We start from the raw sequence: 15,989 nt of genomic DNA, 5'->3' as shown, positions 1-15,989 counted from the left end.
CGGCTGCCAAAGCCGCCCGGCCTTGCTAGAATGGCCTTTTTACGAGCAGCCAGACACCATGCGACGCGGTAATCTCTTTATTCTCTCGGCCCCGAGCGGTGCCGGAAAATCCAGCTTGATCAAGGCGCTACTGGACAATCATGGTAGCGACGGCAGCCTGGCGGTGTCGGTTTCACACACCACCCGGGCCATGCGTCCCGGTGAGCAAGATGGCCAGCACTACCACTTTGTCAGCACTGAGCAGTTTCAGACGCTTATCAATGACAACGCCTTTTTCGAGTGGGCCGAGGTATTTGGCAATTTCTACGGCACCTCGCGGCTGGCAGTGGAACAGCAGCTGACCCAGGGTATTGATGTCTTTCTCGACATTGACTGGCAGGGCGCCCGCCAGGTACGGGCAATGATGCCCGAAGCCATCGGCGTGTTTATTTTGCCCCCGAGCCGTGAAGAACTGGAAAGACGCCTGGTCGGCCGTGGCCAGGACAGTGCTGACACCATCGCCAAGCGCATGAGTGAAGCTACATCCGAGATGTCGCATTACAACGAATACGACTACCTGCTGGTGAACGACGACTTTACCCAGACCCTCAGTGCCCTGCACAGCGTTGTGCTGGCCGCACGACAACGGCTGGATATTCAGCGCCAGGCCCACAGCTCTTTGCTGGACGGCTTATTGGCGGTTAAGTAAACTAGCAGGCTACCTTTAGCAACCCTGTTTTGCCTGATGGGAGACACCAATGGCCCGTGTAACCGTAGAAGACGCCGTCGATAAAGTCGGTAACCGTTTTGATTTAGTCCTGCTGGCCGCCCGCCGTGCCCGGCAAATTGCCACTCAGGGTAAAGACACTCTGGTAGACCCGGAAAACGACAAGGCGACCGTTATCGCCCTGCGGGAAATTGAAAAAGGCCTCATTGACGTTGCCAAGCTCGACGCTGAAGATGCCCGTATGCGCCAAGAACAGGAAGCCGCCGAACTGGCAGCCGTGACTGCCATCAACAGTCCTGATCAGGAATAAGCCTGCAACCAAGGGGTGGCTGTGTATCTGTTTGAGGGCTTGAAGGAACGGCTGGCCAGTTATCTGGACAGCGAGCAGGTTGAACTCATCAGGCAGGCCTATATTCTGGCCCGCGATGCCCATGACGGCCAGAGCCGTTCATCCGGCGAGCCCTACATCACCCACCCCGTGGCGGTAACGGGCATCCTGGCGGATATGCACCTGGATCATGAGACCCTGTGCGCCGCCCTGATGCACGACACTATTGAAGATACCCCGGTCAGCAAAGAACAGATCGCCGAACAATTCGGCGATCCGGTTGCCGAGCTGGTCGAAGGGGTATCGAAACTGGATAAAATCCAGTTCAATTCCCGCCAAGAAGCACAAGCCGAGAACTTTCGAAAAATGATCCTGGCGATGACCCAGGACATTCGCGTCATCCTCATCAAGCTCGCTGACCGCACCCATAACATGCGTACCCTCGGCGCCCTGCGGCCGGATAAAAAGCGCCGTATCGCCCGGGAAACCCTGGAAATTTACGCGCCGCTGGCTAGCCGCCTGGGTATTCATAACATCAAGAACGAGCTTGAAGATCTCGGCTTTGAAGCACTGCATCCGATGCGCCAGCGGGTGCTGCGCGAGTCGGTAAAACGCGCCACCGGTAACCGCAAGCAATTGATGGATAACATCAAAAACGCCATTGTCGGGCGGCTTGAGGAACAGCATATCAGTGGCGATGTGCAGGGCCGGGAAAAACACCTCTATTCGCTGTACAACAAGATGCGTAACAAGGAACTGCAGTTCCATGAGGTGATGGACATCATTGCCTTTCGCATCGTCGTCAAAGACCTCGACACCTGCTACCGGGTGCTGGGGGCCATGCACAACCTCTACAAACCCAAGCCCGGCCGTTTTAAAGATTACATTGCCATTCCCAAGGCCAACGGCTACCAGTCGTTACACACCACATTAGTGGGGCCACACGGGGTGCCGGTGGAAATTCAGATCCGTACCGAAGACATGGATCTGATGGCTGACCGCGGTGTTGCCGCGCACTGGCTCTACAAGCAGGATGGCGAGAACGCTGGCACTACCGCTCAGGTGCGGGCCCGGCGCTGGATGCAAAGCCTGCTGGATCTGCAGCAAAGTGCCGGCAACTCCTTCGAGTTTATCGAAAACGTCAAAACTGACCTGTTCCCTGACGAAATCTACGTGTTCACTCCCGATGGCCGCATTCTCGAACTGCCGGCCGGTGCTACACCGGTGGATTTCGCCTATGCCGTGCATACCGATGTTGGCCATAGCTGTGTTGGTGCCCGGGTCGACCGCCAGCCGTATCCGCTGTCCATGGCGCTGGAAAATGGCCAGACGGTTGAGATAATTACCAGCCCCGGTGCCCGCCCCAATGCTGCCTGGCTGAATTTTGTGGTGACATCCAAAGCCCGCGCCAAGATCCGTTCGCACCTAAAACTGCTCAAGTCAGAAGAAGCCATTGCCCTTGGCCGGCGGTTACTCAAGCATGCGCTGGGCGGCAAGCCTTTTGCAAAGCTGGACGAAGCCCGGGTCAAGGAGGTGCTGGAAAGCACCCAAAGTGCGACCTTCGACGACTTGCTGGCCAATATTGGCCTCGGCAATGCCATGAGCATTGTTATTGCCCGCCGCCTGGAAGGCATGGGCGGTGAGGAAGATATCAGTAAAAAGCCCTCGGCCAGTGGCCGTAATAAGTTACCTATTCGCGGCGCCGAAGGGATGCTGATCAGCTTTGCCAAATGCTGCCGGCCGATCCCCGGTGATCCTATCGTGGCGCACATGAGCCCAGGCAAGGGTCTGGTGGTGCATCAGGAGTCATGCGGCAATATCACCGGTTACCAGTCCGACCCGCTGCGCTACATTCCGGTGCAATGGGAAGATGGCATTGATGGCGAATTTATCACTGAGGTACGGGTGGACATTCTTAACCATCAGGGCGCCCTGGCTACCCTCACGTCTGCCATCAGCAGTGCCGGTGCCAGTATCCAGAACCTCAGCACCGAGGAACGTGACAGCCGCCTCTACGCAATTTACGTGCAGTTGACCACCCATAACCGGGTGCATCTGGCCAATGTCATGCGCCGTATTCGCAAAGTGCCGGAAGTGGTCAAGGTGGCACGGGTAAAACGCTGATGAGCCCGGAACGCCTGGCGCGTATCAATGACGTGCTGAACCGCCGCCAGCCGGATCTGACCCTGTGCATGGATCAGGTACACAAGGCCCACAACCTCAGTGCTGTGGTGCGTACTGCCGATGCCGTTGGCATTCACCAAGTACATGCAGTCTTTCCCAAAGAAGGGGTGCGGTTACGCCCACATACTGCCGGCGGCAGCCTCAACTGGGTCAAGGTAAACCGCCATCGCGATATTGCCAGCGCCGTAACAACGCTGCGCCAGCAAGGCATGCAGCTGGTGGCTACCCATTTGTCAGACAGTGCCCGAGACTTTCGCGATATCGACTACACCCGGCCCACTGCGTTGCTGGTTGGCCAGGAGCTTGAAGGCATCAGCCAGCAAGCCCTTGATTTGGCCGACCACCACATCATGGTGCCGATGGTGGGTATGGTGCAGTCTTTAAATGTCTCTGTGGCCAGCGCCCTGATCCTCTTCGAAGCCCAACGCCAGCGGCAACTGGCCGGCTTTTATGAGCACCCCCGGCTAGCCGCAGCAGAGCGCCAGCGCATCCTCTTTGAGCGCGGCTACCCGCAATTGGCCCGTCAGTGCCGCCGCAAGCAGCTGCCCTACCCCGGCATCAGCCCTCAAGGTGACGTACAGGCCAGCGACGCCTGGTGGCAAGCGATGCGCTCGGGGGCCTGATGAGCGCGCCAGCGCTGGGCCTCAGCACCCCGGTCAGTGCCCTCAAAGGGGTCGGCCCGAAAGTGGCTGAGAAGATGGTCAAGTTGGGGCTGAAAACGGTGCCTGATTTGTGGTTCCACCTGCCGCTGCGCTATGAAGACCGCACCCGCGTTTGCGCCATTGCTGATCTGTTACCGGGCATGCACATTGCCATCGTCGCTCAGGTACTGAGCAGCGAAATTGTCTATGGCCGGCGCCGCATGTTGGTGGTTCAGGTGAGTGACGGCAGCGCCACCGCGACCCTGCGCTTTTTTAATTTCAGTGCCGCCCAGAAAAATAACCTGGCTAATGGCAAACGCCTGCGGGCTTTTGGCGAAGTGCGCGCCGGTAAAGCCCGCATTGAAATGATTCACCCCGAGTACCAACTGCTAGGCGATGACGATACGCCCACGCTGGCCGACAGCCTGACACCGGTCTACCCGACCACCGAAGGGCTGCGCCAGCAGACCCTGCGCAATGTCATTGACCAAGGGCTGGATTACCTGTCGAGTTCACTACCTGAGCTGATCCCCCCCCTGCTGAACCCGCATAAACTGGGCTTGGCCGAATCGCTCATGCTGGTACATCGGCCACCGCCGGATGTATCTCTGGAGATGCTCGAAACGGGCCAGCACCCGGCACAACAACGCCTCGCCATGGAAGAACTGCTGGCGCAACAACTGTCACTGCTGCAATTGCGCGCCAGCCACCAGCACCATCAGGCCATTGCCATGCACAGCAAGGGCGATCTGGAAAGCCGCTTTCTGGCCGCTCTGCCTTATCAGCCAACTGGCGCCCAGAACCGGGTCTGCACCGACATTTACCATGACCTGGCGTTACCCAAACCCATGATGCGCCTAGTGCAGGGCGATGTTGGCGCCGGTAAGACACTGGTGGCGGCACTGGCGGCTTTGCGCGCCATCAGTAACGGCTACCAAGTGGCACTGATGGCCCCCACCGAACTGCTGGCCGAGCAACACGCCCTAAGTTTTACCCAGTGGCTCGAACCACTCGGCCTGCGAGTCACCTGGTTGGCCGGAAAACAAAAAGCCAAGGCCCGCGCCCAGGCACTGGCAGAGATGGCCAGCGGCCAGAGCCAGCTGGTCGTCGGCACCCATGCGCTGTTCCAGGCCGAAGTCAGCTTTGCCAACCTGGCACTGGTGATCATCGATGAACAACACCGCTTTGGTGTGCATCAGCGCCTGACCCTGCGGGAAAAGGGCCGCCAGGGCCAACACTACCCACATCAGCTGATCATGACCGCCACTCCCATTCCCCGTACGCTGGCCATGGCCGCTTACGCTGATCTGGATACCTCGGTCATTGACGAACTGCCCCCCGGCCGTACGCCGGTCACCACGGTGGCCGTTCCCGACAGCCGCCGCCAGGACGTCATCGAACGAGTGCGCAGCGCCTGTGAGCAGGGCCGACAGGCCTACTGGGTCTGTACTCTGGTAGAAGAATCCGAGGTACTGGAAGCCCAGGCCGCCGAAGCCACCGCTACGGCGCTACAGGCAGCATTGCCGGCACTACAGATAGGGCTGGTGCATGGCCGTATGAAGGCCGATGAGAAACAGCAGGTGATGCAAGCCTTTAAAGCCGGTGTCCTGCAGTTACTGGTGGCCACCACGGTCATCGAGGTGGGCGTGGATGTACCCAACGCCTCGTTGATGATCATCGAAAACCCTGAGCGGCTGGGGCTGGCGCAATTACACCAGCTGCGGGGCCGGGTCGGCCGTGGCGCCGTGGCATCGCACTGTGTGCTGCTCTACCACGCCCCGTTGTCAGCCAGTGCCACAGCCCGGCTGGGAGTGCTGCGCGATTCTAACGACGGCTTCGTCATTGCCCAGCGCGACCTGGAAATCCGTGGCCCCGGTGAATTACTGGGCACCCGCCAAACCGGTATTGCCGAGCTGCGCATTGCCGACCTTAACCGTGACGCCCACCTGCTGCCGAAGGTGCAACAACTGGCGGCGCAAATGCTGCGCCAGCACCCAGAGCAGGCACAAGCCCTGATACAGCGCTGGCTGGCCGGCAGAGAAAGCTACGCCAACGCCTGATTTGTGATCAACATCAAATAATGACACTCTTGCCTTTTTACTCACAGAGGCCGCATTGATGAACGACACTATCGCCTTGCTGACCCAGCACCGCTCCATTCGTAAATACACCGGCGAGGCCATCAGCCCCGAGCAGCTCGATGCCATTCTGGCCGCCGCTCAAGCAGCCTCGACCTCCAGTTTTTTGCAGGCCAGCTCGGTTGTCCGCGTCACTGATCCACAAAAGCGGGCCGCGCTGGTTGAGCTCACCGGCGGCCAGAAATGGGTCGGTGAAGCTGCGGAGTTTTTGGTCTGGTGTGCTGACTTTCATCGCCACCAGCAAATTGCCGAAGGGGCCTTACTGGGTTACACCGAGCAACTGCTGATCGGCACCGTCGATACCGCCCTGATGGCACAAAACGCCTTGGTTGCCGCCGAATCCCTGGGCCTGGGCGGTGTCTTTATCGGCGGCCTGCGTAACCACCCGGAACAGGTAGTAGAGCTGCTGGCATTGCCGGAGCAAGTGGTGCCGCTTTTTGGCATGTGCCTGGGTCACCCGGCCCAGCAACCCAGCCTGCGACCACGCCTGCCACGGCCGCTGGTGGTTCATGAAAACAGCTACAACACCGAACTGGACCGCCAGCTGCTGGCCGATTATGACCAGCAGGTGAAGGCCTACTACCAAGCTCGCGCTGGTGCCAACAGCAAAGTCATGACCTGGAGCGAACAGATCACCGGCATCCTGAAAAAGGAAGCCAGGCCACATATTCGCGACTTTCTCAGCCAACAAGGCTTTAACCGCAAATAAGCATGGCGTATTGTTAGCAAGTTGTTATTGCCATGGCTCTGCAAGCCCTGGCATTCCATAGTAAAAACCGGCCCTATGAGAGGGCCGGTGTCGTGTTCGCAACGGAATCAGCATCTGCCGGTATGAAAGACATTCTGCATATTACAGTTAGCGGTACCAACGGTACGCGCCATCTGGCATTGTCAGTACGCCGCCGCAATTTACTGGCGGCGGCTGCCGGTGCCTTTTTGCTGTTGATGCTGGGCCTGTTTGCCTATATCCAGTTTCTGCAATACCGGGCTGACCAGGCCGGGCAGCTGCTGGCAGAAAATCGCCAGGCCCTGGCCACGCTGCAGGCAAACCTCAACACTGCCCAGAATGCTTTTAGCGAAGTGGAGCAACAGCGCCAGCTGCTGGAAACGGCCATCGCCCGTAAAAGCGAGGAGCTGAACGCCGCATCCGATCGCCTCGACAGCCTGGAAGACAAATTGGCCGCCGGTACGCCAGCCAGCCTGGATAGCGACGATCTGGCGGAACGTATCGATTTGGCGTCAGTGGCCATGAGCAGCCGGGAAGTGACCCTCAACCTCATCCCCAATGGCCACCCGCTGCATTACGCCTATATCAGCTCCGGCTTTGGCAAACGCATGCACCCGATCAAAGGCCGGGTTATTGAGCATGCCGGCATTGATCTGGTCGCCCATCAGGGCACTGCGGTACATGCCACCGCAGACGGTGTGGTCGAAATGGTCAGCCACCGCCGCAGCGGTTACGGCAACATGATTATTCTCAGCCATGCCTTTGGCTTTAAGTCACGCTATGCCCACCTCAAGTCGATTACCGTTAAACGCGGAACCTTTGTACATAAAGGGGATGTTATTGCCTATTCCGGCAACACCGGTACCAGTACCGGCCCGCACCTGCACTACGAAGTCATGTATGCCGGTATTCCGCTCAACCCCAAGCCCTTTGTGGACTGGCAGATCGGCAACTATGAAGAAGTTTTTGATTCGGAGAAAAAAGTTCCATGGCCATCTTTAATAGCGACCATCGAAAGCCTTCGGACCCTATGGCAACCACCGTTATCGCAGCAGGCACCCACATCCGTGGCGAAATCGAACTCGCCTGCAATCTCCATCTTGACGGCCACATCGAAGGCCGCATCCGCGCCGAGCATGCCGTTCGTATTGGCCGAGACGGCCAGGTAACAGGCGACGTCAACGCCGACAACCTGACCGTTGCCGGCAAGCTTAATGGCAGCGTCGAAGCTAAGGTGGTCGAGATTGTTGAAGGCGGCCTGATCGACGGCACCGTGTTTTGTGATGAGCTGATCATCGCCAAGGGTGGCCGCTTTTTGGGCGAGTCCAAACCACTGAAAAACAACGTTGCCCCCCTGAACGCCAGCAGCAACGGCACTGACAGCAGCGCTCAGGGTTGAGCCGCTTTACTGCACGGGCAGGTAGATGTCGGTGACAGCTTCGGTTTCCGGCACCTCCGGGTAAAACTGTAACCGCTCCACAAATAACGGTTCCTCCCTGAGTTCATAACCACTGGCAGGCAGCCATTGCCGGTACAAAAAGGCTATCGCCGATCCCAAGGTTTCATCACTGCCAATATGGCGCAGCCGCGCGTAGCGACCACCGGCAATGGTTTTAGCCACCACTGGCTGGTCAGCAGCGGCCAACGGTTCGGTAATGGTGCAGCATAAATCCAGCCTGAAATCAGCCGGCGGGGTTGTTGCCGGGTCGCCATAGAAAATATTAAAGGTTCGGCTTTTCGCCGGGCTCAGCCCTTTAGCCTGGCGCCAGCGAATGAACGCCTGAATACTGTGGCTGAGTTGCTGAGGCGACCCTTGATGGGTCAAACAAGCCACCATGACAGGGTTGACCGTTACCACACTGAGCGGTTGCTCACTGGCGCTATACATATGCTTTATCCTTAGCTGACGGAGTGGCTCATGATGCTGAGCCCAGTTTTGCCAGTCTGGGCGGCGCCGAAAAGCGGACGGGCTCATCGCAAAGTACTTGCTAAAGGCCCGGGAAAACCCTTCCAGGCTGTCATAACCGGCCCCAAGGGCAATGGCCGTCACACTCTGATGCTGCCTATAAGCCAGCTGCCAGGCCGCCCGCTTGAGGCGCAGTAGCCGTATCAGAGTCATTACCGACACCCCAAAGTAGGCAGAGCACTGGCGGTGAAAATGAAAGGGCGACAAATGGACGCGCCGGCACAAACTGGCGATATCCATTGGCGCGTCCAGATCGCGCTCAATATCGCTTAGTAGCGCCCTGAAACGCGCTTCATGGTCGCTCACAACACCCCCTCACTTGCATTGGCCAACAGCATAACCGACTGTTACAGCGCTGACTTGACCACCCTTGCTGATATGCGCGGCAAGCAAGCGCTTAACGCACAATGGCAATCTACGCTAAGCTGCCGCCATTAGCATCGGAGGCATTATGTTGAAGGTATTTTCGGCCATTGTCGCAGTGACCTTGCTCCTGCTGACCGGTACCGTTGCAGCGCAGCCAGCCTGCCAACTGGTACTGGATGCCGGCTCCAGTGGTACACGCCTGTATCTGTATCAATTTCAGCAGCACCGCTGGCAGAGCATTGCCGGCCCCCATACCGTGGCGCTGGCCGACCCGGTACGACAGCAACGGGGTAAGACCACCGCTGATATCGCCAGCACCGCTCAAGCCATTGCCACCAGCCTGACGCGCTTTCGCCATGACGGCCCGGCTAAAGCGGATGGTACACCGCGCTGGCACGGCCTGGACTGGCAAAGCGCTTGCCGGTTACAGGCTGTTTCTGTGTATGCCACCGCCGGAATGCGCCTGGCTGAGCAGCAACACCCGCAAGCGGCAGCGGCGCTCTGGCAGGCGGTAAAAAACGCCATCCGCGAGAAGGTTGGCCCTGGTGTGGCGATCCAGGCACGCACTCTTAGCGGTTTTGAGGAAGGACTCTATGCCTGGCTGGCGGTCAGCTACCGCCAGCAGCGCCAGGATTTGGGGATTGTGGAAATGGGCGGCGCCTCCAGTCAGGTGGCCTTTCCCTGCCCTGCCTGCAATACCAGCGACGATGCCCTGCGTACGGTGCGCATCGGTGGCCAGCCGGTGCCTTTTTACAGCTACTCTTTTTTAGGCCTAGGCCAGGACGAAGCCCCCAAGCGCCTGGGGTTACCGGCCAGTTGCCAGTACGATGCTGCGCAGCATCAGCCCGACTGGCACTTGGCACTGTGCCAGGACTTGATCCGGCTGCGCCGCGGCAACAGCATCATCGACCCGGCCAATTACCACGATGGCCATTATGCCGGCGCTCGTCAGGTGCCGGTGGCCAGGTCCGCCGTCAAGCAGTGGTATCTGACCGGCGCCTTCAAATACCTCAAGGCCGATCAGGTACAGCGCTGCTGCCAGCATCAGGGCCAGTGTTACAACCAGCAAACCGCCTGCTACCGCGCCGCCTACCTGCCTAAATACCTGTCGGTGCTGGGGATCCCTGATACCGCCAAGGTCGCTGATGCCAGCTGGACACTGGGGGCGGCCATTTGCCAGCAAGACCACTGTCTGGCCGCTGCCCAGCCGCTACGCTGCCGATGGTCTAAAAACGGCTGTATAGCCCGCCCCTAAAACCATAAAAAAGCCCCGCTTAGCGGGGCTTTCATTTACTTGCCTGTGGCTGCGGCATCTTTTTCTTTTTTACGCTCAGCGGCCAGTTCAGTTTGTAACTGCCGGGTCAGTTGGCGCAGCTGTGGCAGCATCTGCTGTGTCATCTGCTGCGTTTGCTGCATAACCTGCCCCATGACCACCGGCATTTTGTTGATGATGGCTTTGCCGGTGTCGCTCTTGTAGAAGTTCAGCATGTCGTCCAGCTGCTGGTCGGTGAAGTTGTCTTCATAGAGCTTGACCACAGACGGCTTCATCTTCGCCCAGTTCATGTTCTGCTTCATGACCTCGGTCATTTTCTTATAGTACTTATCAAAAATGGGCTGTTCCGATGGCTTCACGCCCATCTTCGCACCCATCTGCTTCATCATCGCTTCCATGCGGCTATAGGTACGGTTGAGGGTCGCATCCACGTTCATAATATTGACCAGCTCTGCCGCTTTTTGCTGTTTCGGTGCGTCAGCCGCGTGAACTTGCAGTGACAGCAACAACGCTGCCAGCATAATGCGCTTCATGTTGTAGTTCCTTGTTTTTAAATGACTTCCGTCTGTTGTATGGCTGATCGGGCAGCAATACGCGAAACCTGTCACGCCGGGGCAATACTACAAACAGTATTTATCTGCGCCCCGAACCGCTGCACCTGATAGTAAAGGTCAGCCGGTAAAAAAATCAAAGACATTGCCAAGACGGCTGGCTTTGGTCTTATAAAATTCGGTATAGGAGCACTGCTGGCAAATCACCGCCGTGAACTTGCGATTCTGCACATCAAAGAACTTTGAAAAGCCACTGCCAGTGGTGGCAATGGTGTCGGTATCGTAGTGGTTACTCTGGCATTTAGGGCAGGTCCATCGGGGGTCCATAGGTATTCCTTGTGAGACGTTATTGGCCCAGCTTACCTTATCTACTGCGGCAGAAGCACAAAGCCCCTGTCACACGGCTTGCCCGGCGGCCCAGCCGGAACTCCAGGCCCACTGGAAGTTGTAACCGCCTAGCCAGCCGGTAACGTCCATCACCTCACCGATAAAATACAGCCCCGGTACCGCTTTGGCCTCCATGGTCTTGGACGACAGGGCATCGGTGTCGACGCCGCCGAGAGTCACTTCCGCAGTGCGATAGCCTTCGGTGCCATTAGGATGAATGCGATACTGGCTCAGCACGCTCTGCAGCTTGTGCAGGCGCCCGTCGTCCAGTGCCCGCAGTGGCAGTTCAGCATCAATCAATCCTTGCGCCGCCAGTACGTCAACCAGCCGCCGCGGTAGCAATTTGGCGAGCGCCGTTTTCAGTGTTTGCTGCGGGTGTTTGGCGGCCATCGCCGCCAGCACCGCCGGCAGGTTCTGCTCTGGCAGCAGATCGAACGTAACGTCTTCACCCGGCTGCCAAAAGCTGGAGATCTGCAAGATAGCCGGGCCGGAAAGGCCACGGTGGGTAAACAGCAGCGCTTCATGAAAGCGGGTGCCATCGGCACTTTCAGCCGTCACCGGCAGCGCAACCCCGGCCAGCTCGGCAAAACGCGCAAGGTCGGGTTTATCCAGGGTAAAAGGCACCAGACCAGCGCGGGTTGGCAACAGTGGAATAGCAAACTGTTCGGCAATACGATAGCCCAGCGGCGTGGCACAGAGTTTGGGCATCGACAGGCCACCACACGCCACCACCAGGCTCTGACACTGTACCGGCTGGCCGTTGATTTGCACTTCAAAGCCACCGGCCGTTTTGGCAATAGTGCCCACCTGACTGCGTAGCCGCACCTCGGCACCTGCCCATTGGCACTCGGTCAGCAGTAGTTGCACGATGTCTTTGGCACTGTCGTCACAAAATAACTGGCCCAGGGTTTTCTCGTGGTAGGCCACGCCATGGCGCTCTACCAGTTCGATAAAATCATGCTGGCTGTAGCGGGCCAGTGCCGATTTGACGAAATGCGGATTGCGGCAAAGGTAATTGCCGGGGCTGGCGTGAAGATTGGTGAAATTGCAGCGGCCACCGCCACTGATGAGGATTTTTTTCCCCGCCTGCTTGGCATGGTCCACCACCAGTACGGTGCGACCGCGATAACCGGCCTGGGCAGCGCACATCAAGCCAGCCGCCCCGGCACCGATAATGACAACGTCAAACTGGCTCATCCGCCCCCCTGTTTCGAGGCCGCTAGTCTACGCAGGTCTGGCCATAACACCAAAAAAAGCCGGCCTGGTGGCCGGCGTTTGATATTACTGGCGGTTGGCCAGTGCTTCGGGTAAGGAGTCGATATGCAGGGTCTGCGTCGGGAAGGCGCAGTCGGCTCCCAGCTCGTGAATGATCCCCAGCACCTTGAGCAGCACGTCTTGCTTGATGCTGTGGTAAGTCACCCAGTCGGTGGTGCGGGTAAAGGTATAGATAAAAAAGTCCAGGCTGGAAGCACCAAAGGCATTAAAGTTCACGATCAGCGTCTGGTTCTGGTCGATGTCTTCATGGCTTTCCAGCATGGCGCGCACTTGCTCGATCACCTTGTGCATTAATGCCGAGTCCTGATAACGAATGCCGATGGTTTCGTAGATGCGGCGGTTTTGCATCCGTGACGGGTTTTCTACCGAAATCTGCGTAAACACCGCATTAGGGACATACAGCGGCCGCTTGTCGAAGGTGCGGATCTGCGTCACCCGAAAACCGATACGCTCCACCGTGCCTTCAATGGCACGGTCAGGGCTGCGGATCCAGTCACCCACCTTGAACGGTTTGTCGAAGTAAACCACCACGGCCCCAAAGAAGTTGGCCAGCAGATCCTTGGCAGCCATACCGATAACCAGGCCACCAACACCGCCAAAGGCCAGCAGGCCGGAGATACTGATCCCCAGGCTCTGAAAGACGGTCAATAGCACCACTACCAGAATCGAGGCTTTGACCAGTTTGCCCACCGCCTGCACTGTAGTGATGTCTTTGCCCTTGCGAACAAATTCGCCTTCACCGCCATTGGTCAGCCGCCAGGCTCCCCAGGCAAAAAGCACTTCCAGTAGCACCTGGCGGGCAACCGGCAGGTAATCGGTGAGGTTGGAGTCAATACGTTCTGCGACGGTATCGGCCACCATACTGACGCCCACCAGCAGGATCAGCCAATTTACCGGGCCGTTCAGCGCATCCCAGAGAATATCGTCCCAGCGGGTGGCTGAACGGCCAGCCAGGCTAAAGATCCGTTTGGCAATGAGCCGCCAGGCCAGTGTCACCAGCAGCGTCATGCCAATAATCAGCAATACATCCACCAGCCAGCCCTCACCCAGCCACTGGGTCATGGTCTGGTACAGGCTTTTCCAACCGGCACTGAGCTTGTCCATCACAATACCGCCAGTACGGCCTCGGCACTGGAAACCTCAAAGGTTTTCGGCGCCTCCACAGCCAGGTGCGTGACGATGCCATCGTCCACCACCATGGCGTATCGCTGGCTGCGAATGCCGCCAAAATCACCGGTATCCATATCTAGCCCCAGGGCACGAGTAAAGGTGGCACCGCCATCCGCCCACAGGTTAATGGCATCAGCGTTTTGCGCTTCGCCCCAGGCAGCCATGACAAACACATCATTGACCGACAAACAGACAATGGCATCCACACCCTTGGCCTTGAATTGCTCGGCCTGTACCACAAAACCCGGTAAGTGTGCGGCGCTGCAGGTCGGTGTAAAGGCACCAGGGACGGCAAACAGAACGACTTTTTTACCGGCAAAAAAGGCCTGGCTGTCAATACTGCTGGGTTTACCGTCGACCATTTGTTGCAACGTGGCGGCGGGAATTGGGTCACCGACCTTGATCATCATGTGCTCCTTGAAAGCGCGTCAGTTATTTCGAAAAGCCTAACGCAGCAGGCTTAGCAGGGGTAGATATCAAAGCGGTTTTTCTTGGTTGCAACGGTAGACGCCGGTGTTACCCCCGCCATGGGCATGGCGTAGTCAGGGCGTTTTACCACCACCTTTTGCCTGGCAGCCGCCTTAGCGGTAGCCAGCAGAGCATCGGCATCCGGGTCGGCGCCTACCAGCGCTTGAAACACCCGCATTTCTTTTTTCACCAGTGCTGATTTATCACGATGCGGATACATGGGGTCAAGGTAGACCACGTCGGCCGCCAGTGTTGGCAGTAGCGCCAGTGCCGGCCCGTGCTGCAGCTGCATGCGCGCCACGATGGGCGCTACCTCGGCATCGTCAGCGGCCCTGGCCAGGCCATCTGCCAGCAGGGCCGCCACCGCACCGTGACGCTCCAGCAGCGTTACCTGGCATCCCAGGCTGGCCAGCACGAAGGCATCTCGGCCCAGGCCGGCAGTGGCGTCAATAACCGACGGACAAGCGCCCTTTTTCAGCCCCACCGCTTTGGCAATCGCCTGGCCCCGGCCGCCGCCAAACTGGCGACGGTGCGCCATGGCACCACCGGCAAAGTCTACGTAAACGGCACCCAGTTTCGGTTCATCCGTTTTACGCAGTTCCAGGCGCTGGTCAGTCAGTACCAGCACACACTGCCCAGGCCCCGCTGCTAACAAGCCGAAGCGCTGGCGTAAGGCCTCGGCAGTTCTGGCCCGGTGCGGGCTTTCACACAATAACGGGATAGGCATAAGGGTCTCCGGTGGTGGCGGGGCCAGTCTACTGTGCTCTATCGATAACGACAATCGCTCACTTTACAAAGTGAAAGCTTTACAAACAAAACAAGTGAGCGCAGATTTATAAAGTAATTTATTTAAAAAGGTAGCTAGCATGTATCTGGAACACTACAACGTCACCGTGCCGGATCTGGATGGTGCCATTAAGCAACTGCTGACTTTCTTCCCGACATTTCGCCTGCGCCATCGTGCTGAAGACACCATCAAGAGCACTTTTGGCAAGGGCCAAAGCCTGCTTCGCTGGGCTCATGTGGGCACAGACGACTGCTATTTCGCGCTACAATCACCGGCTCCTGATACGGATTTCATTGCCAACCCACAGCCTTACTTTAACCACCTGGGGCTGGTAGTGGATGATCTCGAACCCTACCGGCAGCGAGCCCAGGCCATGGGCCTGACCTGGCAAAACAGCACACCTCACCCGGCCCGTGAACGCATGTACGTAAAATTACACGAAGGGGTGATGCTGGAGCTGATCCACTACCGCACCGCCGATAACGCCTTGCGCCACCAGTACTTGCCGGAGCCACACTGATGCAGACCGTAATCTTGTTAGGCAGTGCCCGCGGTAACGGCTATACCGCAAGCCTTTGTGAAACGCTTGGTTACCCCGTGCTGAACCTCAACGGTTATCAGATCCGCCCTTTTGACTACCGCGACAACGGCACTGGCGATGACTTTCTGGCGTTGATGGAAACCCTGCTTCGCTATGACCGCATTCTTTTTGCCAGCCCATTGTACTGGTACAGCATGAGCGGCCAGATGAAACTGTTCTTTGACCGTATCACCGACCTGCTGGAACACCATAAAGACATGGGAAGACTGTTACGGGGTAAGCAAGCCGGAGTACTGGCCACCGGAGGGGCGGCAACGCCACCAGATTGCTTTGAGGAGCCGTTCCGACTCACTTTTGACTACCTGGGGATGCACTATCAGGGCATGAGCTATGTGGACACCTCGGCTGGCCTGGATGCCGCCAGCATGGCCATTGCTGCCGCGCACTTCAAAGCCGCATAAAAAACCCGGGCAAGCCCGGG

At 58.0% G+C, this 15,989-nt stretch carries 18 protein-coding genes; 11 read left to right on the top strand and 7 right to left on the bottom strand.

Annotated features, from left to right (window positions below; translation table 11 throughout):
• Positions 1 to 58: 58 nt before the first annotated feature.
• From gmk to WDB70_RS00305, 8 genes are all read left to right on the top strand, one after another.
• On the top strand, positions 59 to 688 hold the full coding sequence (gene gmk / locus WDB70_RS00340) for a guanylate kinase (protein ID WP_406665488.1): 630 nt from the start codon (positions 59 to 61) through the stop codon (positions 686 to 688).
• A 49-nt stretch (positions 689 to 737) separates the two neighbouring features.
• Positions 738 to 1,016 carry a DNA-directed RNA polymerase subunit omega gene (rpoZ, locus tag WDB70_RS00335; protein WP_406665486.1) on the top strand — a complete coding sequence of 93 codons (279 nt, stop codon included), beginning with the start codon at positions 738 to 740 and terminating at the stop codon, positions 1,014 to 1,016.
• Positions 1,017 to 1,037: 21 nt separating this feature from the next.
• The gene (gene spoT / locus WDB70_RS00330; RefSeq protein ID WP_406665484.1) at positions 1,038 to 3,158 is read left to right on the top strand and encodes a bifunctional GTP diphosphokinase/guanosine-3',5'-bis pyrophosphate 3'-pyrophosphohydrolase; all 2,121 of its coding nucleotides are present in this window, start codon (positions 1,038 to 1,040) and stop codon (positions 3,156 to 3,158) included.
• Positions 3,158 to 3,841, top strand: a complete 684-nt coding sequence (gene trmH, locus WDB70_RS00325) for a tRNA (guanosine(18)-2'-O)-methyltransferase TrmH (protein ID WP_406665482.1) — start codon at positions 3,158 to 3,160, stop codon at positions 3,839 to 3,841. The genes spoT and trmH overlap by 1 nt, the downstream gene beginning before the upstream one ends.
• Complete coding sequence (gene recG, locus WDB70_RS00320; RefSeq protein WP_406665480.1) at positions 3,841 to 5,919, top strand: ATP-dependent DNA helicase RecG; 2,079 nt, start codon at positions 3,841 to 3,843, stop codon at positions 5,917 to 5,919. Before trmH ends, recG begins: the two co-directional genes overlap by 1 nt.
• Before the next feature lie 58 nt (positions 5,920 to 5,977).
• The gene (gene nfsA / locus WDB70_RS00315) at positions 5,978 to 6,706 is read left to right on the top strand and encodes an oxygen-insensitive NADPH nitroreductase (protein ID WP_406665478.1); all 729 of its coding nucleotides are present in this window, start codon (positions 5,978 to 5,980) and stop codon (positions 6,704 to 6,706) included.
• 122 nt (positions 6,707 to 6,828) lie between these two features.
• Entirely contained in the window at positions 6,829 to 7,893 is a 1,065-nt protein-coding gene (locus WDB70_RS00310; protein WP_406665476.1) for a peptidoglycan DD-metalloendopeptidase family protein, read from the top strand.
• Positions 7,788 to 8,123, top strand: coding sequence for a polymer-forming cytoskeletal protein (locus WDB70_RS00305; RefSeq protein ID WP_406667984.1), 336 nt, complete (start codon positions 7,788 to 7,790; stop codon positions 8,121 to 8,123). Before WDB70_RS00310 ends, WDB70_RS00305 begins: the two co-directional genes overlap by 106 nt.
• Positions 8,124 to 8,129: 6 nt before the next feature.
• On the opposite strand, the gene WDB70_RS00300 is transcribed toward WDB70_RS00305, so the two are convergent.
• Positions 8,130 to 8,996 (bottom strand): GyrI-like domain-containing protein, encoded by an 867-nt coding sequence (locus WDB70_RS00300; RefSeq protein ID WP_406665474.1) that lies wholly within the window; start codon positions 8,994 to 8,996, stop codon positions 8,130 to 8,132.
• Positions 8,997 to 9,141: 145 nt separating this feature from the next.
• Between WDB70_RS00300 and WDB70_RS00295 the strand changes: the two genes are divergently transcribed.
• Positions 9,142 to 10,311, top strand: a complete 1,170-nt coding sequence (locus WDB70_RS00295; protein WP_406665472.1) for a hypothetical protein — start codon at positions 9,142 to 9,144, stop codon at positions 10,309 to 10,311.
• A gap of 35 nt (positions 10,312 to 10,346) precedes the next feature.
• On the opposite strand, the gene WDB70_RS00290 is transcribed toward WDB70_RS00295, so the two are convergent.
• From WDB70_RS00290 to WDB70_RS00265, 6 genes are all read right to left on the bottom strand, one after another.
• On the bottom strand, positions 10,347 to 10,862 hold the full coding sequence (locus WDB70_RS00290; RefSeq protein ID WP_406665470.1) for a DUF2059 domain-containing protein: 516 nt from the start codon (positions 10,860 to 10,862) through the stop codon (positions 10,347 to 10,349).
• A gap of 138 nt (positions 10,863 to 11,000) precedes the next feature.
• On the bottom strand, positions 11,001 to 11,207 hold the full coding sequence (locus WDB70_RS00285; RefSeq protein ID WP_406665468.1) for a zinc ribbon domain-containing protein: 207 nt from the start codon (positions 11,205 to 11,207) through the stop codon (positions 11,001 to 11,003).
• Positions 11,208 to 11,276: 69 nt separating this feature from the next.
• Positions 11,277 to 12,464, bottom strand: coding sequence for an NAD(P)/FAD-dependent oxidoreductase (locus tag WDB70_RS00280; protein ID WP_406665466.1), 1,188 nt, complete (start codon positions 12,462 to 12,464; stop codon positions 11,277 to 11,279).
• 84 nt (positions 12,465 to 12,548) lie between these two features.
• Positions 12,549 to 13,646 (bottom strand): mechanosensitive ion channel family protein, encoded by a 1,098-nt coding sequence (locus tag WDB70_RS00275; protein WP_406665464.1) that lies wholly within the window; start codon positions 13,644 to 13,646, stop codon positions 12,549 to 12,551.
• The gene (locus WDB70_RS00270) at positions 13,646 to 14,122 is read right to left on the bottom strand and encodes a peroxiredoxin (protein ID WP_406665462.1); all 477 of its coding nucleotides are present in this window, start codon (positions 14,120 to 14,122) and stop codon (positions 13,646 to 13,648) included. The genes WDB70_RS00275 and WDB70_RS00270 overlap by 1 nt, the downstream gene beginning before the upstream one ends.
• Positions 14,123 to 14,172: 50 nt before the next feature.
• On the bottom strand, positions 14,173 to 14,907 hold the full coding sequence (locus WDB70_RS00265) for a class I SAM-dependent methyltransferase (RefSeq protein WP_406665461.1): 735 nt from the start codon (positions 14,905 to 14,907) through the stop codon (positions 14,173 to 14,175).
• 139 nt (positions 14,908 to 15,046) lie between these two features.
• On the opposite strand from WDB70_RS00265, the gene WDB70_RS00260 reads away from it, so the two are divergent.
• Both WDB70_RS00260 and WDB70_RS00255 read left to right on the top strand, forming a co-directional pair.
• Positions 15,047 to 15,487 carry a VOC family protein gene (locus WDB70_RS00260; RefSeq protein ID WP_406665459.1) on the top strand — a complete coding sequence of 147 codons (441 nt, stop codon included), beginning with the start codon at positions 15,047 to 15,049 and terminating at the stop codon, positions 15,485 to 15,487.
• Positions 15,487 to 15,969: a flavodoxin family protein gene (locus WDB70_RS00255; RefSeq protein WP_406665457.1), complete on the top strand. Its 483-nt coding sequence runs from the start codon at positions 15,487 to 15,489 to the stop codon at positions 15,967 to 15,969. The genes WDB70_RS00260 and WDB70_RS00255 overlap by 1 nt, the downstream gene beginning before the upstream one ends.
• The last annotated feature ends 20 nt before the right edge of the window (positions 15,970 to 15,989 follow it).

Origin of the sequence: Gallaecimonas aegicerasi, assembly GCF_045291545.1 — a bacterium.
In the GTDB taxonomy this organism is placed as follows: domain Bacteria; phylum Pseudomonadota; class Gammaproteobacteria; order Enterobacterales; family Gallaecimonadaceae; genus Gallaecimonas.
The sequence above is the reverse complement of the archived record's forward strand: the minus strand, read 5'-3'. Positions and strand labels throughout refer to the sequence as shown.